The sequence below is a fragment of the Candidatus Amarolinea dominans genome (assembly GCA_016719785.1).
Classification (GTDB): domain Bacteria; phylum Chloroflexota; class Anaerolineae; order SSC4; family Amarolineaceae; genus Amarolinea; species Amarolinea dominans.
Genome location: JADJYJ010000008.1, coordinates 315546 through 341792, shown reverse-complemented (window position 1 = coordinate 341792; position 26247 = coordinate 315546). Strand labels below are relative to the sequence as shown.

Sequence of the window (26247 nt, the reverse complement as noted above, 5' to 3'; positions counted from 1 at the left end):
GCAAGTATACACGGAACTGACAATGCTGCAAAGAAACGCTCTATTTGCCAACAGAAGGGGGATGAGAATACAATACCGCCAGACCCAGGCTAAACGCTTGGAAGCGTTCAAGGAGCAGACACTCGGTGGCCTCGCAGCCGAGAACGGTTTATTGGCCAAGAGTGACGTCTCGCAATTCCACGAAAGACGAGGTGTACCATGTGGCGTTCGTTTGCTCACACTATGCTTGTCCTGACAGTCGTTGCACTGCTGCCGGCTGCAGCGCCGGCCTCCCCGCCGCCGCCAGGCGAGATCAAAGCACGCGCTTGGGCTGATTTCCACAACCCGCTGAGTCTTGCATCGCCCGCGCCTGCTGGTCTCGATACGATGCCTCTCATCGAAGAGGTGACGCCTGCCGGCATGGGCGAATGGACGCGTGTTGCGTTCCAATCGTACCGTGACGGTAATTGGGAAATCTACACGGCTGGCGGCGATGGAAGCCATCTGACGCGTCTCACGAATCATGCAGGGAGCGATGGATTGCCATCCTTCGATCGCGCCGCCGCGCAGGTTGCCTTTGCATCGAATCGTAACGAAAACCTGGACATCTTCATCGTGCGGGCAGATGGCTCGAACTTGCGCCAGGTGACGTCGTCAGGCGATGATGAAAGCCAACCTGCCCTGTCGCCGCAGGGCACGCGCATCGCCTACGTGCGCGATCGCGATGACAACCTCGATATTTACGTGGCCAATACGGACGGTTCGAATTCCACCCGGATCACCTATCATGAAATGCCGGATGTTGATCCGGCCTGGTCGCCTGATGGGTCGAAGCTGGTTTGGGTGAACATTGACGGCTATGTTGGCAGCATTGTGCTGGCCGATCCCAACGGCGCCAATGCGCGAACCATCTCGGCGCCGCTGCGGTACCTGGAGAATGTGACCTGGTCTCCCGATGGTCGCTTTCTTGCCTTCGATTACGACGCTGATGGAGACCAGTGGAACGAAATAGCAGTCATGGCGATTGACGGCACAGGACTCCACACCGTGTATGATCCGGGTGCGACGCTCGTGGATGCCTGGATGGGCAGTTGGACCGGAGAGGGCCATTGGCTGGCATTTACGCGAACAGAGTATGTCATTCGGGATGGCCGGCTCTACCTCAGTTCGCTGCGTTTGCAGCGGGTACCCCTAACGGGCGGGAACCCGGTTGCTATCACCGCGTCACTGCTTGATGCAAACCCCGACTGGCGCTCTTTCGATGTTACCCCGCCAGACAGCGCCGTCGAGCCATTGCCCGCACAGACTCGAGTGGATACTCCGTTGACTATTGTCGTCAGCGGCAGCGATGGGCAGGGCGCTGGCATCGCATCGTTTGACATTCAGCAGCGCGCCAACAACGATCTCTGGTACGATTTGCCCGTTCAACCGACGCCTGACGCCAATGGGCGCGCAACAGTCACGCCGTCTGTTTGGCCAGGCAATGCCTTTAGTTTTCGGGCGCGGGCGCGCGATCATGCGCTGAACGTGGAGCCGTGGCCGGACGCGCCGGATGCTCAGACAGTGGTCTATGCCATGAAGATTCAAGGCGAGACGCGCGACGGCCGCGGCGTGCTTCTGCCGGGCGCGCGTGTCTACTCTACTGATCACGATGTGCCAGGGCCGTTTGCCGCCAGTTATCGCAGCGGCAGCTTCGATCTGCTGTTTGCCGCGATACAAGGGCGTCATCTTCAGGCGCGGCAATCGGGTTACGAACTCACCCATTCGAGACTTCGAACGCGTCAGTGTCGCAAACTTCGAATTCTATCTGCCTGGCGCAACGAACCTGGTGACCAACGGCGGATTCGAACAGGGCGCGGCCGGATGGACTTTTTCAGGCGTGTTTACGCCCACCACATCGTATCGTGGACGCAGCGGCGCCCACGCCGTGCGATTGGGGCGTCCAAGCACCCTCCAAAATGTCAGGATATTCAATGAATACTATATGAATTGGGGTGAACCGCTCGCGGCGGCGTTGGATGTCAATGGCGAGCAACATATCCTCTACCTGCTTCCCGTACCTAGTACACGCGTTCATACCCTGTACCGTCACCGTCCGCCTGGAGGTGATTGGTCCGAACCGGTTATCCTGTTCGAGTATTGGAGTACCCTGAGTCTCACGGCAACCCCGGACGGCGCCATCCATGCGGTTTTGCACACCGGGACCAACGGCCAATATCAACTTTCATACCTCCGAAAGTTGCCGAATAGCGATTGGTCGGAGCCAATCCTCATCGCATCCCTGCCAGCGCCTGTCCAGTCCATGAAGCTGTCGGCCATAGCCACAGGCCAACTCAGACTTGTCATTTCTTGTGATAACTGTCCCGGCAAACTCCTGTTCATGAAGCAAAATGCTGACGGCAGTTGGACTCCTCCGCAACGCATGTTATCGTATGATCCTTATGGGATCACCGGCTTCAACGTCACTTCCACACCAACGGGTGAACTGCTCGCATTCTGGGCTGAACATCAAACAGCAACACCGGCGCCGGGATGGATCAGGATGATGCAGTCATCCCTGGGAGCGGACGGCTCCTGGTCGCCCCCGCGCGCCCTATGGAGTGCATCACAGACAGTAACGTACTTTGCCAACCTGAGTCTGGCTGCCGGTCCTACGGGCCAGTTGGTGTTGGGAGCGACTGTATGCATGACCGGTGGATGTCATGTTGGCACTCTGCACTCGCATGATTGGGGCGCGACCTGGGCGCCCTGGCGCTTTCCATCTATCAATCAACTGGCTACGCCGTTTCTGTTCGATGATGGCCGCGGTGTTGTTCATGCCTTTGGCGCCATTATCAATCCACAAGTGTACAACAGTACTGGCCTCGCCCATCGGGTAACGACTGACGGCGGTGACACGTGGTCTGCCCAATTGGATCACAATATCGCTTTCCCTGTTAGCGCTGGGTTGGTTGATACGATTGGCCAACGCCTGCTGCTTGCCACGCCAGGCGCTGTGGCCGATATGGCGCTCGACGCGCAGCCCGGCGAAGCGCTGTTGCGCCAAACGATCTCGATTCCCACCGAAATGCCTGCGCCCACCTTATCGTTTTTCTATCGGTATGGGCAAATCAGTACAGGCATTCCTGATCCCCTGGTGCTGACGGTCGCGGGCGCCACCGTTTGGACAACCAGTGAATCGGCCGATGATTGGCGGCATGTTTGGATTGACATGACGCCATTCCGCGGGCAAACGGTCAACTTTGCCTTTCGCATGGCCGGCGATGCCGATCACGCGGCCACATGGGCAGAACTTGACGAGGTCAGTCTATCCGGCTGGCGCACCCCCATCGCTCGACGTGTCATGCTCTCTGGAAGAACCCTACACCTCGAAGGCGATAACTTTGCCGATCGTATGACGGTGCAAATCGGCGATGCCGCGCCTGTCGCCGCGACAGTGATTGACCAGGAACACGCAGAGGTGACGCTGCCGGCAGACTTGCCTCCTGGATGTCACGACGTCACCACGACATCACCGGATGGACGCGCAGGCACGGCGCCTGGCCTCTTGCGCACCGGGCGCCAGACCTTCGTTCCATCCGTTGTCAAGTAGGTCGGTGGGTGAAAATTTGCCGTAGGCGTCACCCGTTTGTATAATTCGACTTACGTTCGCAGTGGAGACCAGGTTTGAGGGCAGGATTGGAGACGCTCCCCAGCGCTTGCCTGATTTCAGACCTGGTTTCTTGCGTGTTACTCGGATTCTGGAGGTCAATGGCGTGATCGAAGTCAAAGACGTAACGAAATCCTACGGTCCCATCGAAGCCCTGGCTGGCGTCAGCCTGGACATTCACCAGGGTGAGATCGTGGGTTTGCTTGGCCCCAACGGCGCGGGCAAAACGACCCTGATGAAGATTCTCACCGGCTATCTGCAGCCGGACGGCGGCACGGTGACGATTGATGGCCTGGATGTGCTGACCCACACGCGGGCCATCCAAGCCCGCATCGGCTACCTGCCCGAAAATGCACCGCTCTACCCGGAGCTGTCGGTGCAGGCCTACCTCAAGCTCATGGCCGACCTGCGCGAGATTCCGGAGGCCGAGCAACCCCGGCGCCTGTCCGAGGCCATCGTCGCCACCAGCCTGCAGGACCGGCTGACGCAGCCGATCGGCACCCTGAGCAAAGGCTTTCGTCAGCGCGTCGGCCTGGCGCAGGCCATCCTGCACAAACCCAAGTTCCTGGTCTTCGACGAACCGACCGTGGGCCTCGACCCGACGCAGATCGTGGAAATTCGGCGCCTCATCAAGCGCCTGTCCCAAGAAAGCACGATCCTCTTCTCTACCCACATCCTGTCCGAGGTCGAGGCGCTGTGCGATCGCGTGATCATCATCCTCAACGGCCAGATCAAGGCCGATCAGCGCCTGTCCACCCTGGCCGCGACCGCCGATGCGATCCTGGTCTTGCAGGACCGGCAGCGCGATGTGGAAGCGGCCCTGGCCGGCCTGGCCCATGTGCGCACCGTGGAGCCACTGCAGACGGCCGATGCCTTCCCGGCCTACCGCATCGTGGGCACGGATGCCAGCGACAATGACCTGTGCCCGGCCATCTATGACCTGGCCCGCCAGCGCAACTGGCCCCTGCGTGAACTGCGCCGCGACGTGCGCACGTTGGAAAGCGTGTTCAATCTGTTGGCAACAGGCGGATAAAACAACGATGAAACAAACACTTTCGATGACGCGTAAGGAACTGAACAGCTACTTCGGGTCGCCCATGGCACTGATCTTCCTGGGCGCATTCCTGGCGGCTGCTCTCTTCTCCTTCTTTTGGGTCAACACCTTCTTTGCACGAGGCATCGCCGATGTGCGGCCCCTCTTCCAATGGATGCCGATCCTGCTGATCTTCCTGGTGGCCGCGCTGACGATGCGCCAGTGGAGTGAGGAGCAGCAGTCGGGCACCCTGGAGATTCTGCTCACCCTGCCGGTGCGCGGCGCGCAGTTGGTCATCGGCAAATTCCTGGCGGTGATGGCGCTGATCGCGCTCGCCCTGGCGCTGACCCTCTTCCTCCCCATCACCGTCAGCCTGTTGGGCAACCTGGACTGGGGCCCGGTGTTCGGCGGCTACCTGGCGGCCCTGCTGATGGCGGCCGCGTACGTGGCGATTGGCCTTTTCATCTCGTCGCGCACCAACAATCAGATCGTGGCCCTCATCGTCACCGTGCTGCTGTGCGGCATCTTCTACGCGGTCGGCTCGCGCGGCGTCACCGATTTCGTGGGCGGCGCCGCGGCTGACATCCTGCGCGCCATCGGCATCGGCAGCCGCTTCGAGAGCATCGAGCGCGGCATCATTGATCTGCGCGACCTGGTCTACTACCTCTCGCTGACCGCCCTCTTCCTGCTGCTGAACATCGTCTCGCTCGACAGCCAGCGCTGGAGCCAGGGCGAAAACACCGCGGCCTATCGCCGCAACTGGCTGACGATGACTGGCCTGGTGGCGCTCAACCTGATCGTGCTCAACATCTGGCTCTACCCCATCAGCAGCCTGCGCCTGGACCTGACCGCGCAGCGCGAGTACAGCCTGTCCGCGGCCACGCGTGACCTGCTCAGCAACGTGCAGGAGCCGCTGCTCATCCGCGCCTACATGAGCGAAAAAACCCACCCGCTGCTGGCGCCGCTGGCGCCGCGCGTGCGCGACATGCTGACCGAGTATCAGATCGCCTCCCGCGGCCGGGTGACGGCCGAGGTGATTGATCCCTTGCAGGACGCGGACAAGGAGACCGAGGCCAATCAGACCTACGGCATCCAGCCCACGCCGCTGCAGGTGTCGGGGCGCTACGAAGCCTCGGTCATCAACGCCTACTTCGACATCCTGGTGCGCTACGGCGATCAGAATGTTACCCTCAACTTCCGCGACCTGATCGAGGTGAACTCGCAGCGCGACGGCACGGTGGATGTGCGCCTGCGCAACCTGGAGTACGACCTGACCCGCGCGGTCAAGAAGGTGGTCTACGGCTTCCAGAGCGTGGACAGCGTGCTGGCCGCGGTCAAGGAGCCGGTCAAGCTGACGCTGTTCGTGACGCCGAACACGCTGCCGGCCACACTGCAAGAAGGGCGGGCCGCCATCGAAAAGGTGGCGCGCGAGCTGCAGACGCGCTCCAACGGCAAGCTGACCTTCGAGGTGATTGACCCCGATGCCCCCGCGGCCACCATTACCCGCCAGACGCTGATCAATAACTTCAAGCTGCGACCGATTCCGGTTTCGCTCTTTGCCGCCGACACCTACTACCTCGACATGATCCTGCAAGTCGGCGACAAGGCGCAGGTGATCTCCCCGTCAGGCGATCTGAGCGAGGCCAGTGTGCGCACCGCCATCGAAGCCGCGCTTAAGCGCTCGTCCAGCGGCTTCTTGAAGGTGGTGGGCCTGTGGACGCCGCCGCCCGCGCCGGCCGACCCGCAGTTGGGGCAATACCAGTCGCCGCAGCCCACCTTCACCTCTCTGAACCAACAGCTCAGCCGTGACTACACCGTGCGGTCGGTGGATCTCAAGGATGGTCAGGCGCCGTCCGATGTGGATGTGCTGGTGGTGGTGGCGCCGCAGGCCCTGGACGACAAACAGCGCTTCGCCATTGACCAGTTCCTGATGCGCGGGGGCGCGGTGGTCGTGGCGGCCGGCAACTACATCATCTCGCCGGATCCCTATGCCGGCAGCCTGGGCATCGCGGCGATCAGCGGCGGCCTGCAGGAGATGCTGCAAAGCTACGGCATCACGGTGACACAGGCGTTGGTGATGGATCCGCAGAATGAGCCGTTCCCGGTGGCGGTCAACCGCGACGTGGGCGGTATGCAGGTGCGTGAAATTCAGGCCATCAGCTATCCCTTCTTCGTGGATGTGCGTAACAGCGGCATGGACAAGAACAGCCCGGTGGTGGCGAATCTGCCGGCTGTCACCATGCACTGGGCCTCGCCGCTGACCCTGGATGCGGCCAAGAACAGCGGCCGCACCGTCGTGTCGCTGCTCAAGTCCACGACTGAGGCATGGCTGCGCACCAACACCGACATCCAGCCCAACCTGCAGCTCTATCCAGAGCTGGGTTTCCCGGTCGAAGGCGCGCGCGAGTCGCACATCCTGGCAGTTTCCGTGCAAGGCTCGTTCGACAGCTTCTTTGTCGGCAAGCCTTCGCCCCTGACCGCCACGCCGGCCGATGCCACGCAGCCGGCGCCCGCGCCGGTCACCGCGGCGACGATCGAGTCTTCGCCCAACACCTCGCGCCTGGTTGTCATCGGCAGCGCCGAGTTCGTGGATGACCTGGTGTTCCAGGTTTCGGCCAACCTGACGCAAGATCGCTATCTGAACTCCTTGCAGTTCATGCAAAACGCGGTAGACTGGTCCGTGGAAGACCTCGACCTGCTGACCATCCGCTCCCGCGGCACGCAGTCGCGCGTGCTCAAGCCAATGGCCACGGGCGAGCAGTCCACCTGGGAAGTGGCTAACTACGCCCTGGCGCTGCTGGCCCTGGCCGCCATCGGCGCGGTGTGGACCATGCGCCGGCGCAATGAAAAACCGATGACGCTGGTCGGGACCGGCGAATAAAGGGGAATCATGGAGCATGATGATGAGTAAACGTAATCAGATTCTGGCCGGAATTCTCCTGGCGCAAGTGCTGCTGGCCGTCTTCGTTCTGTGGCCGCGCTCAGCGCCGGCCAGCGCGGGCGCGCCTCTCTTTGCCGACTTCGAGGCGAGCGACGTGACCAGCCTCAAGATCAGCGATCAGGACAAGAACATGGTCGAGCTCAAGAAACTGGGCAGTGATTGGGTGCTGGCCGACGCAGATAGTTTCCCCGTGGATGCCAGCAAGGTGACACCCATCCTGGACAAGATCGCGGCCATCAAGACCAACCGCCTGGTGACACGCACCAGTGATAGCCACAAACGTTTGCAGGTGGCGGCTGACGATTTCCTGCGCAAGGTGGAGTTCACCCTGTCCAGCGGCGCCACGCACACGCTGTTCATCGGCTCCGCGCCGGGCACCCGCGCCACGCACGTGCGCGCGGACCAGCAGAGCGAGGTCTTCCTCGCCAGCGACCTGTCGAGCTACGAGGTGGGCGCGCAGGAAACCTCCTGGATCAAGACCACCTACGTCAGCATCACGCAGACCGAGATGATCGGGCTGACCGTCACCAACATCACCGGCACGCTGCAATTCTCGAAGGACGTTTCCGGCGCCTGGATGCTCGATGTCCTGCCCGCGGGCGCGGCGCTCGACACGGGCGCGGTCACCTCGCTGGTCAGCCAGGCCGCCAATGTCACCCTGCTCAAGCCGCTGGGCAAGCAGGCTAAGCCAGAATATGGCCTGGACAAGCCGCAGGCCATCGTCACCGCGCGCGTCAAGTCGGGCGATCAGCCGATCACGACCCTGACGCTGACGATCGGCGCCAAAGACCCGACTGATAACAGCTATTACGTCAAGTCGTCGGCCTCGGAGTACATCGTCAAGGTGTCCGAATACAGCGTGCGTGATTTCGTCACCAAGACCGCGCAAGACTTCGTCCAGCCACCGACGCCCACCCCCGCGCCGAACACAACCCCCGGCGGCTAAGGCCGCTGCAACCGTGGCCGCCGAATGAATTCGGGGCGAAGGGGCGTTCCGCCGCCAGGTCGGCCTGCGCCGACCGGCCTCGCGTCCACGGAGGTTCCTGGTACACGGATGAACACAGATCAACACGAATGATGGGAAGGGATAGATCATGACGAAGAAGGCATTGCTGATCGGACTGAACGAATACAGCGGTGATATTAGCTGGCTGAAAGGCTGCGTCAATGACGTGGTCCAGGTCAAAGGGCTGCTCGAAACGCACTACGGTTTCAGCGGCGACAACATCCAGACGCTGACCGACAGCCAGGCGACCAAAGCAGGCATCCTGGCGGGCCTGGATTGGCTGACCACGGGGAGCCAGGCCGGCGACGTCCTGGTGTTCCACTACTCCGGCCACGGCAGCCAGGTGGCCGACAACGGCGATGATGAGATGGATGCCTCCGACGAGATTCTCATCCCCTACGACCATGACTGGAACAACCCCCTGCGCGACGATGATCTCAAGGCCGCCTTCGATCGCATCAGCCCTGGCGCCAGCCTGACGGTGATGATGGACTGTTGCCATTCGGGCACGGGCAATCGGCCCGCGCCCGCCGCCGATGCGGATCTGGCTACGCTGCCCATGTCGCGCTCCGTTGATCCGCCAGACGAGGTGAGAGGCGCCATCGAACTCCTTGAAGCCCTGAGAAACCTGCTCGGCTGGCGGCGCAAGAACCGCTTCAAGGTGGTCAAGACTCAGGAGAACAACGTGCTGCTGGCGGCCTGCCGCGACAATCAAACCTCGGCCGACGCCTACATCGCCAACGATTATCACGGCGCCTTCACCTGGTACCTGGCCGAGGCGCTGCAGGCGACAGGCGGCCATCTCACCTACCGTCAGTTGGCCGAACGTATCGGCAATGGCGGGCAAGGCTATGCGCAGCAGCCTCAGTTGGAATGCCAGCCCGCGTCGTTCGATCGGCAAGTCTTCGCACCGGCGGCGTGATCAGTAGTCTCAGACGTAACCGTATTTTGCACCGCAGAGGTCGCACCGATGGACCAAAACCAGCTCGCCTGGATAGCTAATTTCGTTTGGGGTATTGCCGACGATGTGCTGCGCGACCTCTACGTACGCGGCAAGTATCGCGATGTCATCCTGCCGATGATCGTCCTACGCCGACTCGATGCCGTACTTGAGCCAAGCAAGCAGGCGGTGCTCGACATGAAGGTCACGCTCGACAGCGCACGCATCGTTCACCAGGATCAAACCCTGCGGCAGGCCGCCGGCCAAGCCTTCTACAACACTTCCAAGTTCACGATGCGTGACCTCAAGGCGCGTACCAGCCAGCAGCAGCTCAAGGCCGACTTCGAGGCCTATCTCGATGGCTTTTCGCCGAACGTGCAGGATATTTTGGAGAATTTCGAGTTTCGCAATCAAATCCCGCGGCTCTCCAAAGCCGATGCCCTCGGCACGCTGATCGAAAAACTCCTCTCGCCGGACATTAACCTGAGTCCCAACCCCGTCCTCAACCGTGACGGGTCGCTGAAGCAGCCTGGCCTGGACAACCACGGGATGGGAACGGTCTTCGAAGAACTCATCCGCCGCTTCAATGAGGAGAACAACGAGGAGGCGGGTGAGCACTGGACCCCGCGCGACGCCGTCAAGCTCATGACGAAGCTGGTCTTCCTGCCCATCGCCGACGAGATCGAATCGGGCACCTATCTTCTCTATGACGGCACGTGCGGCACCCTCGGCATGTTGACCGTGGGCGAGGAGACGTTGCAAGACTTGGCCCAGGCCCGCGGCAAGCAGGTGTCCATCCACCTCTACGGCCAGGAGATCAACGCCGAGACCTACGCCATCGCCAAGGCGGACTTGCTGCTGAAGGGCGAGGGCGAGGCGGCGGACAACCTGGTGGGCGGGCCGGAGCACTCGACCCTGGCCAACGACGCCTTCCCAGCCCACGAGTTCGACTTCATGCTCTCGAACCCACCCTACGGCAAGAGCTGGAAGAGCGACCTGGAGCGCATGGGCGGCAAGGATGGCATCAAAGACCCGCGCTTCATCATCGAGCACGCGGGCGACGCTGAGTACTCCCTCATCACCCGGTCGAGCGACGGCCAGTTGATGTTCCTGGTCAACATGCTGAGCAAGATGAAGCACAGCACGAAGCTGGGCAGCCGCATCGCTGAGGTACACAACGGCTCGTCGCTGTTCACTGGGGACGCGGGCCAGGGCGAAAGCAACATCCGCCGTTGGATCATCGAGAACGACTGGCTGGAGGCGATCGTCGCGCTGCCGCTGAACATGTTCTACAACACCGGCATCGCCACCTACATCTGGGTGCTGACGAACCGCAAGCCCGCACATCGGAAGGGCAAGGTGCAGCTCATAGACGCCACCCAGTGGTACAAGCCACTGCGCAAGAACCTGGGCAAGAAGAACTGCGAGCTGGCGGACGAGGACATTGGCCGCGTCTGTGAGACCTTCCTGGCCTTCGAGGAGACCGAACACTCGAAGATCTTCCCCAACGCCGTGTTCGGCTACTGGAAGGTGACGATGGAACGGCCGTTGCGGCTGCAAGGGATTGACCCCCAGCGCGCCTACACGCCGAAGGAGATCAAGGCGCTCAAAGAGTCCGTTGAGCGCACGGCTGATGCGGCGCCAGTCATCAAGAAGATCCACAAGAAGGGTGTAGACCCAGACCCGCTGCGCGGGCTGTGCGCGGCCACCATCGCCGGTAAGACCGTCGTGGTCGAGTACGAACCGGACCCTGACCTACGCGACACCGAGCAGGTGCCCCTCCTGGAGCCGGGTGGCATCGAGGCATTTTTGCGCCGCGAAGTGCTGCCGCATGTGCCGGACGCGTGGTATGACCCTGCCAGCGTGAAGATCGGCTACGAGATCAGCTTCACGCGCTATTTCTATAAGCCGCAGCCGCTGCGCACGCTGGCAGAAATCCGTGCGGACATCCTGGCAGTGGAGCGAGAGACTGAAGGGTTGCTTGACGAGATTCTGGGAGAAGAATCATGAGCGCGCTCGATGCGTCAGACAAGTCAGACCGGCCCGGCGGGCCAGACACGTCAGACCAGCCTGACCGTCTGCTTCCCCCCCACGGCGGGTACCGCAAACTGCGGAGCTTCCAGACCGCGGAGTTGGTCTACGATGGCACGGTCATTTTTTGCGACAGTTTCATTGATAAGCGCTCCCGCACCCACGACCAGATGGTTCAGGCCGCGCGTAGCGGACGACAGAACATCGCGGAGGGCAGCATGGCCTCCGCGACATCGAAAAAGACGGAGCTTAAGCTGACCAACGTGGCGAAGGCCAGCCTGGAAGAACTATTGCTGGACTACGAGGATTTCCTGCGCCAGCGCCGCCTGCCTTTGTGGGACAAGAACTCGCGTGAGGCCTTGGCCGTGCGGGGGCGGTATCAATCCGCCCCGACCGACTCGTACGACCCCCACGGCATCGCCAAGGCCAGCGCCGAGGTGGCCGCAAACACGCTGATCTGCCTGATCAACCAGGCCACCTACCTGCTCAAGCGCCAGATCGAGAACCAGGGGCGGGACTTCATCGAGCATGGCGGCTTCACCGAGCGCCTCTACCAGGCACGCTCCGATTACAAACAAAGACAGGCAGACAACCCTGCGCAGATCCCTGTCTGCCCGAATTGCGGCAAACCCATGCGACTTCGCACCGCGCACAAAGGGCCCCGCGCCGGCCAACCGTTCTGGGGCTGCTCCGGCTACCCCGACTGCACCGGAACCCGCCCGGCAGATCCATCCACCCCGCCCGTGAAACCCGATAGTCCACCCGACCCCGGAGGTCGCCCATGACCTGCGACCTCAAGCCCTACCCTGCTTACAAAGACTCCGGCGTGCCGTGGCTGGGGGACGTTCCCGCGCATTGGGTGATCAAGCCGCTAAAGCGGTGGGTGCGAATCAATGTGGAAGTTCTTCCCGAGAACACAGACGCGAATTGCGAGTTTCGCTATCTGGATATCGGCACGGTTGGCACTGGAATCCTGACAGGAAAACCGCAAAGGCTGAAGTTCGGAGGAGCTCCGTCTCGTGCACGACGGGTGCTGCATCGAGGCGACACCATCATTTCAACAGTTCGAACATATCTCAAGGCAGTCTACTTTGTTTCGGAAGACGCTCACGATTTGATCGCATCCACCGGCTTTGCAGTCTTGACGCCAGTACAGGGCGTTGATCCGCGCTTCTTGAGCTTTCTCGTGCAGAGCGATCCCTTCACAGATCGAGTAAGCGCAGATTCAGTTGGTACGGCATATCCGGCGATCGCTGAAACACGGCTAGGAACGTTTCATGTTGCGATACCACCCCTCCCCGACGAACAACTCGCCATCATCCGCTACCTCGACTACATGGACCGCCGCATCCGGCGCTACATCCGCGCCAAGCAAAAGCTGATAGCGCTGCTCAACGAGCAGAAACAGGGCATCATCCAACAGGCGGTCACCCGCGGCCTCAACCCGGACGTACGCCTCAAGCCGTCGGGGGTGGAATGGTTGGGGGATGTGCCGGAGCATTGGGAAGTGCGGCAGCTCGGACGCTTCATCACTCTTCAGAGAGGGTTCGACATTACCAAGGAGCGGCAAACCGACGGCACCGTGCCAGTCGTGTCGTCAGGGGGCATTTCTTCGTACCACAATCAGTCAACATCTCCAGGACCGGGCGTGGTTGTTGGGCGCAAAGGGTCAGCTGGCACAGTCCATTTTATCGCTGGCGAGTTTTGGGCTCACGATACAACATTATGGGTGAGGACCTTCCACGGCAATCACCCGAGATTCGTCTACTACGTGCTCTGCCATTTGGACCTAAAGCGATTCGATACCGGATCAGCAAATCCGACGATCAATCGAAACATCGTCCACCCAGAGATTGTACAATTTCCACCTCCAGATGAACAGCGGATGATAGCGTCATTCCTTGATGATGTGTTCGACAAGACCGGCAGGATGATCGATGATGCCCAACGCGAAATCGCTCTTATCCGCGAATACCGCACCCGCCTGATCGCCGACGTGGTGACGGGCAAGCTCGACGTGCGAGCGGCGGCGCAGGGGTTGCCGGAAGAGGGCGAAGGACTGGAGGCGTTGGATGAGGGCGAGGTGCTGAGCGAGGGCGCAGAGGTCAAGGAAGGTGACCTGGACGCCGCAAGCGAGGAGGTTGATGCATGAACAGGCGGGAGGCGCTGCCAAAGAATCGCAGGCGAGGCAGTCATCCGCGCTGTCTGATGTTCATGGAAGGCGACCGTCAAGACGTCGCCGGCCGACTTACGGCGCTGGTGGGGTTGGCGAACGTGGATGTGGACGAGGACGATTCCTGGATGCCGCGGGGACTGCCAAAGCCCACAGGCGATGGGGGTTGGGATCGAGAGCCGACGAGGGAAGCAACGCTTGGGGAGGACGAAGGTTTCCTATCGCCTGAGCATCTTGAGAGCGTCACTCACTGGTGGCTTGAAGTGGCGCCGAGAGCGAACACGCCCAACTGGGACATTGCCAGCACCTGCCAGATCAACGGCAAAAGGGGCATGCTGCTGATTGAAGCCAAAGCCCATGACCGCGAGTTGTCATCGAGCGGCAAGCCGGAACCGACAACGCCCAATGGCATGAAGAATCATGAGAAGATCGGCGCGGCGATCAAGCAGGCGAGCGCCGACTTGAACCGGATTGAACCGGGGTGGGCGCTCTCACGAGACTCGCATTATCAGCTATCCAACCGCTTTGCCTGGTCGTGGAAGCTGACCCAATTGGGCGTGCCTGTGATCCTGGTCTACCTGGGTTTCCTGCACGCGGGCGAAATGGCCGACCAGGGTGAGTCTTTTGCGAACCATGAGGCGTGGGTACGTACTGTCAAGGCATATGCCCGTGGGCTCGTCCCAGGGTCGGCGTGGGACAACTGCCTGCTGGTCAATGACACCCTCATGTGGACGCTGATCCGCTCTGTCGAAGTGAAGCTCAACTAGCCGGGAGGACAAGGTGAGTCATACTGACACCGCCGAAAAGGGCCTCGAAAGTCTGATGGTCGCCGTCACGGCCGTAACTTGCGACATTCTTGCGACACACTGGTTGCGGAGGCGCATGTGACCAAGACCGACACTTCCGAACGCGGCCTCGAACGCCTCATCTGCACGGTACTGACCGGCCATCCCTGCGACCCGCCGCCGCCGGGCGGGATGCGCGAGCGGCCGGCCATCTACGGCGCGGGCTGGATCGGCGGCGACCCGTCCGACTACGACCGGGAGTACTGTGTGGACCTGGCGCAGCTCGCGGCTTTCCTGCGCGAAACGCAGCCCACGGCGGCCGAGGCGCTCGACCTCGGTCGGGATGGCCCGACGCGGCGCAAGTTCCTGGCGCGCTTGCAGGGCGAGATCAGCAAGCGCGGCGCCATTGATGTGCTGCGACATGGCATCGAGCACGGGTCGCACCACCTCGACCTCTTCTACGGCACGCCGTCGCCAGGTAACGTGAAGGCGCAGGCGCACCACGCCGCCAACCGCTTCAGCGTCACCCGCCAGCTCCGCTACAGCCGCGACGAGACGCAGCGCGCCCTCGACCTGGGACTCTTCATCAACGGCCTGCCGGTCGCCACCTTCGAGCTGAAGAACAACCTCACGAAGCAGACGGTCGAGGACGCCATCCAGCAGTACAAGCGCGACCGCAACCCGCGCGAAAAGCTCTTCGAGTTCGGCCGCTGCGTGGTACACTTCGCGGTAGACGAGCACGAGGTGCGCTTCTGCACGCATCTGCAGGGCAAAGCCTCGTGGTTTCTGCCCTTCAATCTGGGTTGGAACGACGGTGCCGGCAATCCGCCCAACCCCAACGGCCTCAAGACCGACTACTTGTGGAAGCGCATCCTCACGCGCGACGGTCTGACCGACATCCTCGAGAACTACGCCCAGGTGATCAAACCCAAGGATGAGAGGACCGGCAAAAAGAAGGCGGTACAGATCTGGCCGCGCTTTCACCAGCTCGACGTGGTGCGCAAGCTCCTGGCCGATGTGCGCGGCCACGGCGCGGGCCGGCGCTACCTGATCCAGCACTCGGCGGGCAGCGGCAAGTCCAACTCCATCGCCTGGCTCGCCCACCAGTTGATCGGACTCGCCCAGGACGAGGCGCCGGTCTTCGACTCCATCATCGTCGTCACCGACCGGCGCATCCTCGACCAACAGATCCGGGACACCATCAAACAGTTCGCCCAGGTGAGTGCGACCGTGGGGCACGCCGAGCATTCGGGCGACCTGCGCAGGTTTATCGCCGAAGGGAAAAAGATCATCATCTCCACGGTGCAGAAGTTCCCGATCATCCTGGATGATATCGGCAGCGCGCACCGAGGGCGGCGCTTCGCGATCATTATTGACGAGGCTCACTCCAGCCAGGGCGGCCGCACTTCAGCCAAAATGTCCATGGTACTCTCCGAAGCAGGCACCGAAGAGGACGATGAGACGATTGAGGATAAGATCATTCGGATCATGGAAACCAAGAAGATGCTGCCGAACGCGAGCTACTTCGCGTTCACGGCCACGCCTAAGAACAAGACGCTGGAGATCTTCGGCGAGGCGTACAGCGAGGGTGGGCAGATCAAGCATCGGCCTTTCCATAGCTACACCATGAAGCAGGCCATCCAGGAGGGGTTCATCCTGGATGTGCTCAAGAGCTACACGCCGATCAACAGTTATTACAGACTGGTCAAGACGGTGCAGGGTGACCCAGAGTACGACACCAAGCGCGCGCAAAAGAAGCTGCGCCGCTACGTCGAGTCGCACGACTACGCCATCCGGCTCAAGGCTGAGATTATGGTAGATCACTTCCACGAGCAGGTGATCGGTCTGAACAAGATTGGCGGACAGGCGCGGGCCATGGTGGTCACGAGCGGTATCAGGCATGCGATTCAATACTTCCATGCCATCCGTAGCTATTTGCAGGAACGCAAAAGCCCCTACCAGGCCATCGTCGCCTTCTCCGGCGAACATGAGGTCGGTGGTGTCACGGTCACGGAAGCATCCCTCAATGGCTTCCCCAGCAACCAGATCGCCGACCATATCCGGGAAGACCCATATCGCTTCCTGATCTGTGCCGACAAGTTCCAGACAGGCTACGATGAGCCGCTCCTGCACACAATGTACGTGGACAAGGCTCTGAGCGGCATCAAAGCGGTACAGACGCTGTCTCGGCTCAACCGCGCCCATCCGCAGAAGCACGATGTCTTCGTGCTCGACTTCATGAATGACACGGATACCATCGAGGCGGCCTTCGCCGACTACTACCGCACCACTATCCTCAGCGCGGAGACCGATCCGAACAAGCTGCATGACCTCAAGGCGGACCTTGACGGTTACCAGGTCTACGCGCCGGAAGTGGTTGATGAGTTGGTGGAACGCTACCTGGGTGGGGCTGATCGCGACAAGTTGGACCCAATCCTTGATTCCTGCGTGGCAACCTACCGGGAACAACTTGATGAGGATGGGCAGGTGGACTTTAAAGGCAAGGCTAAGGCGTTTACGCGCACCTATGCGTTCCTCGGCTCCATCTTGCCCTACACGGTCGCCGAGTGGGAAAAGCTGTCAATCTTCCTGAATTTCCTTGTGCCCAAGCTGCCCGCACCCGTTGACGAGGATCTAGCGAAGGGTATTCTCGAGGCCATTGACATGGACAGCTACCGGGTCGAGAAGCAAGCCGCCATGAAGATCGCCCTGCCCGACGCGGATGCTGAGATCGAGCCAGTGCCTACCAGCGGCGGCGGCCGCGGTCTCGAACCGGAACTCGACCGCTTGAGCAACATCATCCGGAGTTTTAACGATCAGTTTGGCAATATCCCCTGGACCAACACGGATCGTGTTCACCGCCTCATCACACAAGAAATACCAGCGCAGGTTTTGGCGGATAGAGCCTTCCAGAACGCAAAGAAGAACTCTGATCGTCAAAACGCGCGTATTGAGCACGACAAGGCCTTGACTCGCGTCATGATTGCCTTGATGAAGGACGACACGGAGCTTTTCAAGCAATTCAGCGATAATGAATCGTTCCATCGCTGGCTGACCGACAAAGTGTTCGGCCTAACCTACGAGTAGCGGCTATAATGGATGGGAAAAACCAGACAGAAAAATAGTCGAAGTTAAGGTACAATCTCCCTACTCCTACGATGCTTGTCTTCATGCAATGGCCTCCGGCGTCACGGCCAGGAAATCGCGTGTGGAGTATCGCCTGTACTCAGGGTGATCAGGCGTCGCGTACGCCAGGTATTCATGGTCAATAGAACCATTCCATGCGGCAACTACTGTCTTGTTACGCGCAGGATGCGGATGGTGGGGCCGGGGCGGCGCCAGGGGTCGGGCTTCAACTCGATGACCAGGGGCAGTTCGCGCCAAAAGCGCTCGTAGTGTGTATCAGACCGTGAATTCGTTCACGGGGTGCATCAGACCGTGAATTCATTCATGGGTGGGGTTGGCCGGACGGCGTTGGCGCACCGAATGCCCCACTGATACGTCAAACCCGCTCAAGCGGGTTGCGCTGGTGGAAACCGGTCTTGTCAGATTCTGGTGGTTGAGACCGTCAATTCGCTCTCCGCGAGTTTTGCGAATTCAGCCGTCATACCCAACACCAACCTGCTTCAGCAGGTTTCGGTGTATCAGACCGTGAATTCATTCACGGGGGTGTATCAGACCGTGAATTCATTCACGGGTGTGCATCAGACCGTGAATTCATTCACGGGGGTGTATCAGACCGTGAATTCATTCACGGGTGTGCATCAGACCGTGAATTCATTCACGGGGCTGGGATGTCCATTGGCCCCTGCGAGGGTTGCCTACCGAAAAATCGCCCAACCTTGCGCAGGCCCGCCGGGTAAGGAGCCTTCGCCGTCTAGAACGATCTCGGCTTGCCCGATGCTGGATGGAGCAGTCAGCCTGCGCAAGGGGCTGCACCAAAAAAAATTTCGGCCTTCGGCGGCATCGCATTTGTTCCCTCGTCGCCACGTTGGCTCAAATAGAGTGAGTAAAAAACGAGTTTCTCACAGAAACCTGCCTTCTGACTTCTGGGTCGCGGACGTTGCCGCCCCTTCCGACCCGGTTCAGAGTTCCAGAGGCCAGAGGGTCAGAGGCCAGAGTCATCATGGGGACACCACGACACGAAAACCGCAATCGGTGCTCCAGTAATTCGGGGGGTCCCAGTAGCGCAGGGCGCACCGAACGTGAGTTCTATTGACATAATACGTCCCTCCTCGGATGATCCGCAGATCAGAAGACCCCCCCGCCAGGTTCTCACGCTTGTCCCGCTCGGCGCCGCTCGTGGGGTACGGATACTTTCCATCCAGCGACCGCGTCCATTCCCACACGTTGCCGCTCAGCTCCTCTACCCCGTACACACTCGCGCCGCCCGGGAAACAGCCCACCGCGCTCGTCGCCCCGATCCTGCTCTCGTCGTAGTTCGCCCGGTTGGCGTCTGGGTCGTTGCTCCACGGATAGCGTCGCCGTTCCAGGGGATTGAGCTGCATTCGCGGCGTCCCCTCATCGGTCAGCCCCACGGCGGCCGACCGCATCAACTTCTGCGCCGGTATCTCCACCCCGCCCCGCGCCGCCTTCTCCCACTCCGGTTCGTTCGGCAGTTGCACTCTCCACCCCGCCGGTATCTGCCCTGCCAGCCGGTTCCCCAGCCAGCGCGTGTAAGCCAGCGCCTCGTACCAACTCACTTCCACCACCGGATGATTGGGGAGATTCTGCGGTTCGCCATAATCACGCGGCCTCTGACGCGGCTCGTTGTCATCCCACCCCTTGAATCCGTCCGGACTCCAGTATTGCGCCTTCTGCGCCTCGCCCCAGTAACGCGCCTCGCGGTAGCCACCCGCAGCCGTGAACTCCCCGAACTGCGCATTCGTCACCGGGTAGCGGCCGATCCAGTAGCCGTAGGGCATCTCCAGCTTCTCCTGCGGCTGCTCGTTGTCCTCCGCATCCGGATCGTCCTGGCTCCCCATCCAGAAGGGGCCTGCCGGAACATAGCAGAATTCCATCGCCGCGCTGGTCAGCACTTCCAGCCGCGGGTCGCCCAGCCGCGCCAGGGTGCGGCCGGCCAACGCACGCTCGAGGGCCGGTAGATCGCTCTCCCGCATCACATGGCGCAGGCCGCGGATGACCCGCTGGACGCTGGCGCGGCGGGCCGCGCTGATCTGTCCCAGGTTGGCGATCTCCGCCAGGGCCTGTCCGGCCAACTGCGCGCCCCACTCGTCTGCGGTGGTGTAACCAGGCGCGGTCGGTTCCTGGTAGCACAGTTCGTCCACCAGCAGCCAGATGGCGGTGGACGTGCCCCTGGCGGCCTTGGCCCCGGCCAGCAAGGCCACTTCGCGCCAGCGGTCGGGCGCCTGCCGCGCCAGCTCGGCCAGGGTCGTAGGAAAATCGTGGTCGGTTAGGTAGCAGGCCGCCAGGTATTCCTGGAAGGTGCGATGCGGGAAAGTGTACACCTTGACGCCGCGCGGCAGCAGGATGCCTGCGCGCTGGCTCAGGTATTCCACCAGGCGTTTGGGCTTGATGTCACCCGTCGGGCTGGCGTCCAGCAGTTGCGAAACCAGCGTTTCCTCCGCAATGTCGGCCGTGCCAAGCAGGGTCGGTTGATTCGCATGGGCCTGGTAGGCCAGCGTGTGCAGAACCGCACGCACTTTCTCATGATCGAGTTTGAGCCACTCCACCAGGCTGGGTTGGATGACCTCGGGCTGGCCTTGCGCATCGCGCACGACGCGCTGGTTCTCCCACCAATCGAGCAGCAGCTCAACGGCATCCGCGTACAACTCTTCCCGCTTCTCCGGCAGGCTGCCGCCGCGCCAGGCGTGCAGGCTCGCCATCAAAGTCAGGAGCAGCGGGCGCTCGGCCAGGCTGCGCAGGCGATCGCTTCCGAAAACAGCGTTGGCCAGCAGCCGCGCACGCCCCTGCGCGTTGGCTGCATCCCAGCCGCGCAGCTCGCCGATGTGAGCATACCAGCGATCAATGAAACGTCGAATCTGGCCGGCGCTGAAAGGGGCCAGGACGGTCTCGACAAAGCCTGGCAGGCGCCAATCCTGCTGCTGATAGGCGTAGGTGCGGCTCGTCACCAGGATGCGGCAGCGCGGAAAAGAGGCCGCGAAATCCTCGATGGCCTGCCTGATCTGCACCCGCCGTTGATCCGCTTCCGGTACTTCATCCAACCCATCCAGGAGCAGCAAGCCCCCGCGTTCGCGCAGTTCATTGCGCAGGAAAGGCTCGTATTCGCCGCAGGAAGCTGCACGCAGAGAGGCCACAATATGCTGCCACAAATGCTCGGCTGTGGCCGGTCGGCCGGCTGCGGGAAGGCCGCGCGCAGCCAGATCGCGCAGGACGATCTGCACCGGCAGCAGTGCACCGTGGGTCCAGGGCTGCGGTTTTTTCTCCTCCTGCTCGTCGCGCGCCACTGCGCGCGATGCCTCATCCTTCTCCGGCGGCAGCGGAGCCCTTAACAGCGCCAGGTTGGCAGCGCTGTCGCCCAGGGCCTCGCCAGCCAGGCAGAGCGCGACGAAATTGACGAGGGTGCTCTTGCCACTGCCTGGATCGCCCAGAACGACCAGGCGTGCATAGCGATTCAATTGCGCCACGGCCGACAGGCGCTGGCCTTCGCGTGGCGCTTCCAGTCTGTGCCCAGCGCGTTCCTCGAACTCCTGGGTTTGGGTGAGCAGCGCGGTGTAGACAGCCGCCAGATTGAGTCGTGCCTTGGCATCGCTCGCCACTCGCGGATCAACGCCGCCGAGCGACAACGCGCCGGCCTGCTCCAGCACGCGGTTCAGGTACGCCCGGCGCAGGCTGGCCGGATCTGGCCGGGCAGGGTCAGGGGGAGGCGGCGGGTTGATGGTCACAGGGCCATGAATGTCACGTGCCACGATGCTGCCGCCAGACGCGGCTTGGGCGTTGGCGCCTTGCGCAGTGGCGTTGCCGCTGCCTTCCTGCGCGGCCGAATAGGTATTGGTGGGTGAGACCGGCGATGACGGCGGCGTAGGCACGTCTCTTGATTCGTCATCAGCTTCCTGATCAGAAATAGGCTCGACCGGCGGCACACCGCGCCAGCCGCGGCCGCGCAGCAAAACCAGCGCGCCGGCTGCGATCCAGAGCAGTAGCTGCACCAGGTCGGCCAGTCCCTGGATCAGGTCAGTGTTGAGCTGTACGAAGCGGGCCAGGAAAGGCACCCAGCGGCCCGCGGTCAGCGCCAGGCCGGCCAGGATCAGGATCACGAGAAGGGTAATCGCCCAAGATTGCTTACGCATGGTGATGGTTCTCCAGGGTAAGATGCGGCTAACGCCGGCGCAGGTTCACTTTCAGCACGGCCTTGCGCAGGCAATCATACCGCATCTGTAAGCCGCGGTCAATCCCGCGCCCCGGATTATGCCACGAATTGCACGAATGGACACGAATGGAGCCTTCACCCCACGCGTCATTTGGCAAGCGTGCTGGACTTTGGTATAATCGGCCTGTCTGTTGAAACGCTCAGCCCGCAGCATGAAGCTTGGGCGTGGACGGTTCAACAACATGTCGCTGCCATCCTAGCTCAATCGGTAGAGCAAGCGCTTCGTAAGCGCTAGGTTGTCGGTTCGATTCCGACGGATGGCTCTCGAAACAGAGCAGGGCCCACACGGCCCTGCTCTTTTTTGTGAAAAGATTTGCGCCGTAGGATTTTTCCGCATGTCATTCGATCGCAAAATCGTATCGGGTATTTTCTGGGTCTTCCTCTCGACGCTGGCCTCCCGCGTCCTTTCGTTTCTGTCCAAGATCATCCTGCTCAAGCTGCTCATCCCGGAAGACTTCGGCATTGCCCAGACCGCGTTCCTGGCCCTGGAATCGCTGCAGCTCCTGCGCGAGTTCGGCTTCAGTTCGGCGCTCATCTACCGCAAGCAGGACATCGCCGAAGCCGCTGATGTCACCTTTTGGATCACCAACCTGACCTCGCTGGTCTACGCGGCCATTGCCTATTTCGGCGCGCCCCTCATCGCCGTCTTCTTCAATGACCCGCGTATCACGCCGGTGGTGCAGGTGCTGGCCTTCACCTTGCTCATTCGTTCACCTGGCACCGTCCATTTTGTGCTCCTGGCTAAAGAACTCGACTTCAAGCGCAAAGTCCTGCCCGATGTCATTCCCACCGTCGGTTACGGCATCCTGGCGATCGTCCTCGGCGTGCTCGGTTTCGGCGTGTGGGCGTTGGTCTGGGGCAAAATCCTGGAGGCAATCCTGGGCGTCATCCTGGTCTGGCTGGTGGTGCCCTATCGCCCGGCCTTTCGTTTCAATACACGCATCGCCCGCGAGATGTTCAATTACGGCATGCACCTCGTGGTCAGCCAGATCCTCATCTTCGCCATCACCAATGTGGACGATGCCTTTGTCGGGCGCATGGCCGGCATGGCGGCGCTTGGCGTCTATGGCATCGCCTATCTGCTCTCCAACATTCCCGCCACCCAAATCACCGCGCTGGTCAACCAGGTCATGTTCCCGGCCTTCGCCCGCCTGCAGGATGATCTGCCCTATTTCCGTCTGACCTTCTTCCGCACCGTGCGCTTCGTTTCGCTGCTGTCGGTGCCCGTGGCTATCCTGACCATCTTCTTCGCGGCCGATTTCATTCATGTCCTCGACCCCGTGAAGTGGGGCGACGCGGTCCTGCCGATCCAGCTCCTGGCCGTCTACGGCCTGTGCCGTTCGGTGGCCGCCAACATGGGCAACGTCTTCAAGGGCGGCGGCAAGCCTCAATGGCTGACCTACATCGCGCTCTGGCGTCTGGCCACCATGCTCATTTTCCTGTATCCGGCCGTCTATTACTGGGGGGTGGTGGGGGTCAGCGCGCTGTCGGCTATCGTCGCAGTGGTTGACTGGTTCATCTCCGCCTGGCTGTGCAACAAGGTGATTGGCGCGTCTCTGCGCATGTACGGCCGCCTGCTGCTGCCCGCGCTGGCCTTTGCCATCCTCAGCGCGGCCATCACCTTTGGCCTGCGCACCCTGCTCTTTGGCGAAGCCAGCCTGCTCTCCCTGCTCTTCAGCGGCGCCGTCGCCATGACCCTGTACGCCGGCCTGACCCTGGCCGCCGACGCCGAACTGCGCAGCCTGGCGCAGCGGGGTCTCGTCCAGGCCCAGGGCCTGTGGAACCAACGACGCCCCGCCTGACGTGGCTCGTAGTCGCGGCTTCAGCCGCCAATGAGGTAATGCGTGCGCGTCCTGCTCGTCTCGAACGTCCAACTCAACCCCTACGTGCGCCTGCTGGCCGACGGTCTGCGGGCGCAGGGGGCCGACGCGGCCCTGGTCAGCGGCCTCTCCCCGCTCAGCCTGCTGGCCCAGCGTCGCCGCGGGCTGGATGTCATTCACCTGCATTGGCTCGAACTGCTCTACGCCGCGCCGCGGTCCTGGCTCAGCGCCTGGCGCCTGTTCATCCTGCTGCTCACCCTGGCCCTGGCCCGGCTGTGGGGCGTGACCGTCGTCTACACGGTACACAACCTGGCGCACCACGAGCGCCGCGCCCCACGGCTCAACGCCTGGGGCAATCGCACCCTCTTTCGCCTGGTCAGCGCCCTGCACGCGCACGACGCGGTCAGCGCGCAGGCCCTGGCGCCCTGGGCCGCCAAGGTCTACAGCGCCCCGCACGGCAGCTACCTCGGCGCCTATCCTGACACCGTCACCCGGCCGCAGGCGCGTGAACGCCTGGGCCTGAGCGACGCCGGCCCGGTCTATCTCTTCCTCGGCGGCGTGCGCCCGTACAAAGGCCTGGAACTGCTGCTGGACGCCTTCCGCACGCTGGATGATCCGCAGGCGCGCCTGCTCGTGGCCGGTCATGCCCATCAGCCCGCCTATGCCGCAGCCATCGCCGACCTGGCCGGCCGCGACCCGCGCGTGCGCTTGCTCTTGCGCCATGTGCCTGATGACGAACTGCAGGTCCTCTTTCACGCCAGCGATGCCTGCATCCTGCCTTACCGGGCCGTCACCACCTCTGGCGCCGCCCTGCTCGCCCTCTCCTTTGGCTGTCCCATCGTCGCGCCGCGCCTGGGGCCATTCCCCGAACTAGCCGCGGACGGCCGCGGCATCCTGTTCCAGCCGGAGAACGCGGCCGATCTGGCGCAGGCCCTGCGCACCGTGCGCCAACTCGACCAGGCGACGGCGCAGGCCGCCTGTCTCACCTACGCGCAGACGCTGGCCTGGCCCGTGGTGGCGCAAATGCACCTGGCTGCCTATCAGAAAGCCCGGCGAGGTGCGCCATGCTGAGCGACCAGACCTTCGTTTGTCTGACGCCGGAGCGCTGGAACGGGCTGTGGCGCAATCGTCATCAGTTGCTCACGCGCTTTGCCCGCCACAACCGCGTGCTGTGGGTGGAGCCGCGGCCCTATCTGAGCGAAGCCCTGCATAGCATGCGTGCGCGGCGCTTGGAGGCGGATCACACCCTGGCCTGGCCGCGGCCGCAGCACGTGCAGGACGGCCTGTTCGTCTACCGCGACCCCCTCTGGCTGCCGTTGAGCGGCCGGCCGCCCCTGCGCCAGATCACCGCCTGGGGCCGCGGCCTTGCCCTGCGCGCCGCGGTGCGTCAAATCGGCGGCGGGCAGGCGCCCATCCTCTGGCTCTTTCGGCCCGACCAGGGCGATGTCATCGGGCAGTGCGGCGAGCAGATGGTCATCTACCACGCGGTGGATGAGTATGCAGCCTACGAAATGGAGTTCCAGGCCGATCAGGCCGCCAATCGCCCCGGCCGCGTGCAGGCGCTGGAGCAGATCATCATGCGCCGCGCGGACCTGGTGCTGGTCACGTCCGCGCCCTTGCTGGCGGCCAAGCAGGCCTGGCAGCCCAACACGCACCTGGTGCCCAACGGCGTGGACTTCGCCGAATTTGCCGCCGCGCTGGCGCATCCGCAGGAACCGGCCGCGCTGGCGGCCGTGCCCCATCCTCGCCTGGGCTTCGTGGGCGCCATCAACGAGAAGATTGACCTGCGCCTGCTCAGCGCGCTGGCCGCCGCCAACCGCGCCTGGCAGATCGTGTTGGTCGGCCCGGTGACGTTGCGCTACAATCTGGATGATCTGGCTGAGCTGCGTGCTCAGCCCAACGTGCATTTCGTTGGCGCGCTGCCGGTGACGCAGGTGCCTCACGCCATCGCCGCGTGCGATGTCTGCCTGATGCCGTACCGGATCAACGCGTGGACGCACCACATCAGCCCCCTCAAGCTGTACGAATATCTCGCCATCGGCCGGCCCATCGTCAGCACTGCCATCCCCGCGGTGGCGGACATGGCCCCGCTGGTCGGCATGGCGCCTGACGCGGCGGCTTTCCCGGGCCAGGTCGAGCTGGCCCTGCGCCAGGCCCCTGATGAAGCCGCGGCCGCGGCCCGGCGTCAGTTTGCAGCCGGGCAAACCTGGGATGCCCGCGTCGAGCGCATCTCCGATCTGATCGTGGCAACCCTGGCCGGGCGGTCGGTCAATGAAAAGGGCGATTGAAACCGCGCCTGATGGGCGCACCCTGCAGGCCGATTTGGACAGGATGAACAGGATGTACAGGATTCTTGCTCTGTGGTGTGCAAAACTATCGGCACGAGAGTTCGAATATCCTGTCAATCCTGTGAATCCTGGTAACTGCTCACCCTGCAGGCCGATTTGGACAGGATGAACAGGATGTACAGGATTCTTGCTCTGTGGTGTGCAAAACTATCGGCACGAGAGTTCGAATATCCTGTCAATCCTGTGAATCC

15 protein-coding genes, 1 tRNA gene and 1 pseudogene are annotated in these 26247 nt (G+C 62.2%); 15 read left to right on the top strand and 2 right to left on the bottom strand.

Annotation, left to right across the window (positions count from 1 at the left end; genetic code table 11):
- Window positions 1-198 precede the first annotated feature (198 nt).
- The 11 genes from IPM84_12585 (at window position 199) to IPM84_12535 (ending at window position 17624) form a co-directional block, all read left to right on the top strand.
- A complete protein-coding gene (locus IPM84_12585) occupies window positions 199-1956 on the top strand; it encodes a PD40 domain-containing protein (protein ID MBK9093582.1) in 1758 nt (585 codons plus the stop codon).
- 403 nt (window positions 1957-2359) lie between these two features.
- A complete protein-coding gene (locus tag IPM84_12580) occupies window positions 2360-3571 on the top strand; it encodes an exo-alpha-sialidase (GenBank protein ID MBK9093581.1) in 1212 nt (403 codons plus the stop codon).
- Between the two features lie 163 nt (window positions 3572-3734).
- The gene (locus tag IPM84_12575; GenBank protein ID MBK9093580.1) at window positions 3735-4661 is read left to right on the top strand and encodes an ATP-binding cassette domain-containing protein; all 927 of its coding nucleotides are present in this window, start codon (window positions 3735-3737) and stop codon (window positions 4659-4661) included.
- A gap of 7 nt (window positions 4662-4668) precedes the next feature.
- Window positions 4669-7542, top strand: a complete 2874-nt coding sequence (locus IPM84_12570) for a Gldg family protein (protein ID MBK9093579.1) — start codon at window positions 4669-4671, stop codon at window positions 7540-7542.
- Window positions 7543-7564: 22 nt separating this feature from the next.
- Window positions 7565-8548 (top strand): DUF4340 domain-containing protein, encoded by a 984-nt coding sequence (locus tag IPM84_12565; protein ID MBK9093578.1) that lies wholly within the window; start codon window positions 7565-7567, stop codon window positions 8546-8548.
- Window positions 8549-8696: 148 nt separating this feature from the next.
- A complete protein-coding gene (locus IPM84_12560) occupies window positions 8697-9530 on the top strand; it encodes a caspase family protein (protein MBK9093577.1) in 834 nt (277 codons plus the stop codon).
- A gap of 48 nt (window positions 9531-9578) precedes the next feature.
- Window positions 9579-11558, top strand: a complete 1980-nt coding sequence (locus tag IPM84_12555) for an SAM-dependent DNA methyltransferase (protein ID MBK9093576.1) — start codon at window positions 9579-9581, stop codon at window positions 11556-11558.
- The gene (locus tag IPM84_12550; GenBank protein MBK9093575.1) at window positions 11555-12364 is read left to right on the top strand and encodes a four helix bundle protein; all 810 of its coding nucleotides are present in this window, start codon (window positions 11555-11557) and stop codon (window positions 12362-12364) included. Before IPM84_12555 ends, IPM84_12550 begins: the two co-directional genes overlap by 4 nt.
- On the top strand, window positions 12361-13731 hold the full coding sequence (locus IPM84_12545; protein ID MBK9093574.1) for a restriction endonuclease subunit S: 1371 nt from the start codon (window positions 12361-12363) through the stop codon (window positions 13729-13731). Before IPM84_12550 ends, IPM84_12545 begins: the two co-directional genes overlap by 4 nt.
- A complete protein-coding gene (locus IPM84_12540; GenBank protein MBK9093573.1) occupies window positions 13728-14519 on the top strand; it encodes a hypothetical protein in 792 nt (263 codons plus the stop codon). The genes IPM84_12545 and IPM84_12540 overlap by 4 nt, the downstream gene beginning before the upstream one ends.
- Before the next feature lie 210 nt (window positions 14520-14729).
- On the top strand, window positions 14730-17624 hold the full coding sequence (locus tag IPM84_12535; protein MBK9093572.1) for a type I restriction endonuclease subunit R: 2895 nt from the start codon (window positions 14730-14732) through the stop codon (window positions 17622-17624).
- Between the two features lie 81 nt (window positions 17625-17705).
- Here the strand turns inward: IPM84_12535 and brxF are convergent.
- Together brxF and IPM84_12525 are read right to left on the bottom strand one after the other, a co-directional pair.
- Window positions 17706-17911 (bottom strand): annotated as a pseudogene (brxF, locus tag IPM84_12530) (BREX-3 system P-loop-containing protein BrxF).
- Between the two features lie 750 nt (window positions 17912-18661).
- Window positions 18662-21808, bottom strand: coding sequence for an SUMF1/EgtB/PvdO family nonheme iron enzyme (locus IPM84_12525; protein ID MBK9093571.1), 3147 nt, complete (start codon window positions 21806-21808; stop codon window positions 18662-18664).
- Between the two features lie 270 nt (window positions 21809-22078).
- On the opposite strand from IPM84_12525, the gene IPM84_12520 reads away from it, so the two are divergent.
- From IPM84_12520 to IPM84_12505, 4 genes are all read left to right on the top strand, one after another.
- Window positions 22079-22151: transfer RNA gene (locus IPM84_12520), tRNA-Thr, on the top strand.
- Window positions 22152-22223: 72 nt separating this feature from the next.
- Entirely contained in the window at window positions 22224-23690 is a 1467-nt protein-coding gene (locus IPM84_12515) for a lipopolysaccharide biosynthesis protein (GenBank protein ID MBK9093570.1), read from the top strand.
- A 42-nt stretch (window positions 23691-23732) separates the two neighbouring features.
- Window positions 23733-24779, top strand: coding sequence for a glycosyltransferase (locus tag IPM84_12510; GenBank protein ID MBK9093569.1), 1047 nt, complete (start codon window positions 23733-23735; stop codon window positions 24777-24779).
- Window positions 24773-25996 (top strand): glycosyltransferase, encoded by a 1224-nt coding sequence (locus IPM84_12505; GenBank protein MBK9093568.1) that lies wholly within the window; start codon window positions 24773-24775, stop codon window positions 25994-25996. The genes IPM84_12510 and IPM84_12505 overlap by 7 nt, the downstream gene beginning before the upstream one ends.
- The last annotated feature ends 251 nt before the right edge of the window (window positions 25997-26247 follow it).

What these genes read in the sequence shown, in the direction of transcription:
- IPM84_12585 (MBK9093582.1), top strand. Translation starts at nt 199, where the DNA reads ATGTGGCGTTCGTTTGCTCACACTATGCTTGTCCTGACAGTCGTTGCA.
- IPM84_12580 (MBK9093581.1), top strand. Translation starts at nt 2,360, where the DNA reads ATGAAGCAAAATGCTGACGGCAGTTGGACTCCTCCGCAACGCATGTTA.
- IPM84_12570 (MBK9093579.1), top strand. Translation starts at nt 4,669, where the DNA reads ATGAAACAAACACTTTCGATGACGCGTAAGGAACTGAACAGCTACTTC.
- IPM84_12565 (MBK9093578.1), top strand. Translation starts at nt 7,565, where the DNA reads ATGAGTAAACGTAATCAGATTCTGGCCGGAATTCTCCTGGCGCAAGTG.
- IPM84_12560 (MBK9093577.1), top strand. Translation starts at nt 8,697, where the DNA reads ATGACGAAGAAGGCATTGCTGATCGGACTGAACGAATACAGCGGTGAT.
- IPM84_12555 (MBK9093576.1), top strand. Translation starts at nt 9,579, where the DNA reads ATGGACCAAAACCAGCTCGCCTGGATAGCTAATTTCGTTTGGGGTATT.
- IPM84_12550 (MBK9093575.1), top strand. Translation starts at nt 11,555, where the DNA reads ATGAGCGCGCTCGATGCGTCAGACAAGTCAGACCGGCCCGGCGGGCCA.
- IPM84_12545 (MBK9093574.1), top strand. Translation starts at nt 12,361, where the DNA reads ATGACCTGCGACCTCAAGCCCTACCCTGCTTACAAAGACTCCGGCGTG.
- IPM84_12540 (MBK9093573.1), top strand. Translation starts at nt 13,728, where the DNA reads ATGAACAGGCGGGAGGCGCTGCCAAAGAATCGCAGGCGAGGCAGTCAT.
- IPM84_12535 (MBK9093572.1), top strand. Translation starts at nt 14,730, where the DNA reads ATGCGCGAGCGGCCGGCCATCTACGGCGCGGGCTGGATCGGCGGCGAC.
- IPM84_12525 (MBK9093571.1), bottom strand. Translation starts at nt 21,808, where the DNA reads ATGCGTAAGCAATCTTGGGCGATTACCCTTCTCGTGATCCTGATCCTG.
- IPM84_12515 (MBK9093570.1), top strand. Translation starts at nt 22,224, where the DNA reads ATGTCATTCGATCGCAAAATCGTATCGGGTATTTTCTGGGTCTTCCTC.
- IPM84_12505 (MBK9093568.1), top strand. Translation starts at nt 24,773, where the DNA reads ATGCTGAGCGACCAGACCTTCGTTTGTCTGACGCCGGAGCGCTGGAAC.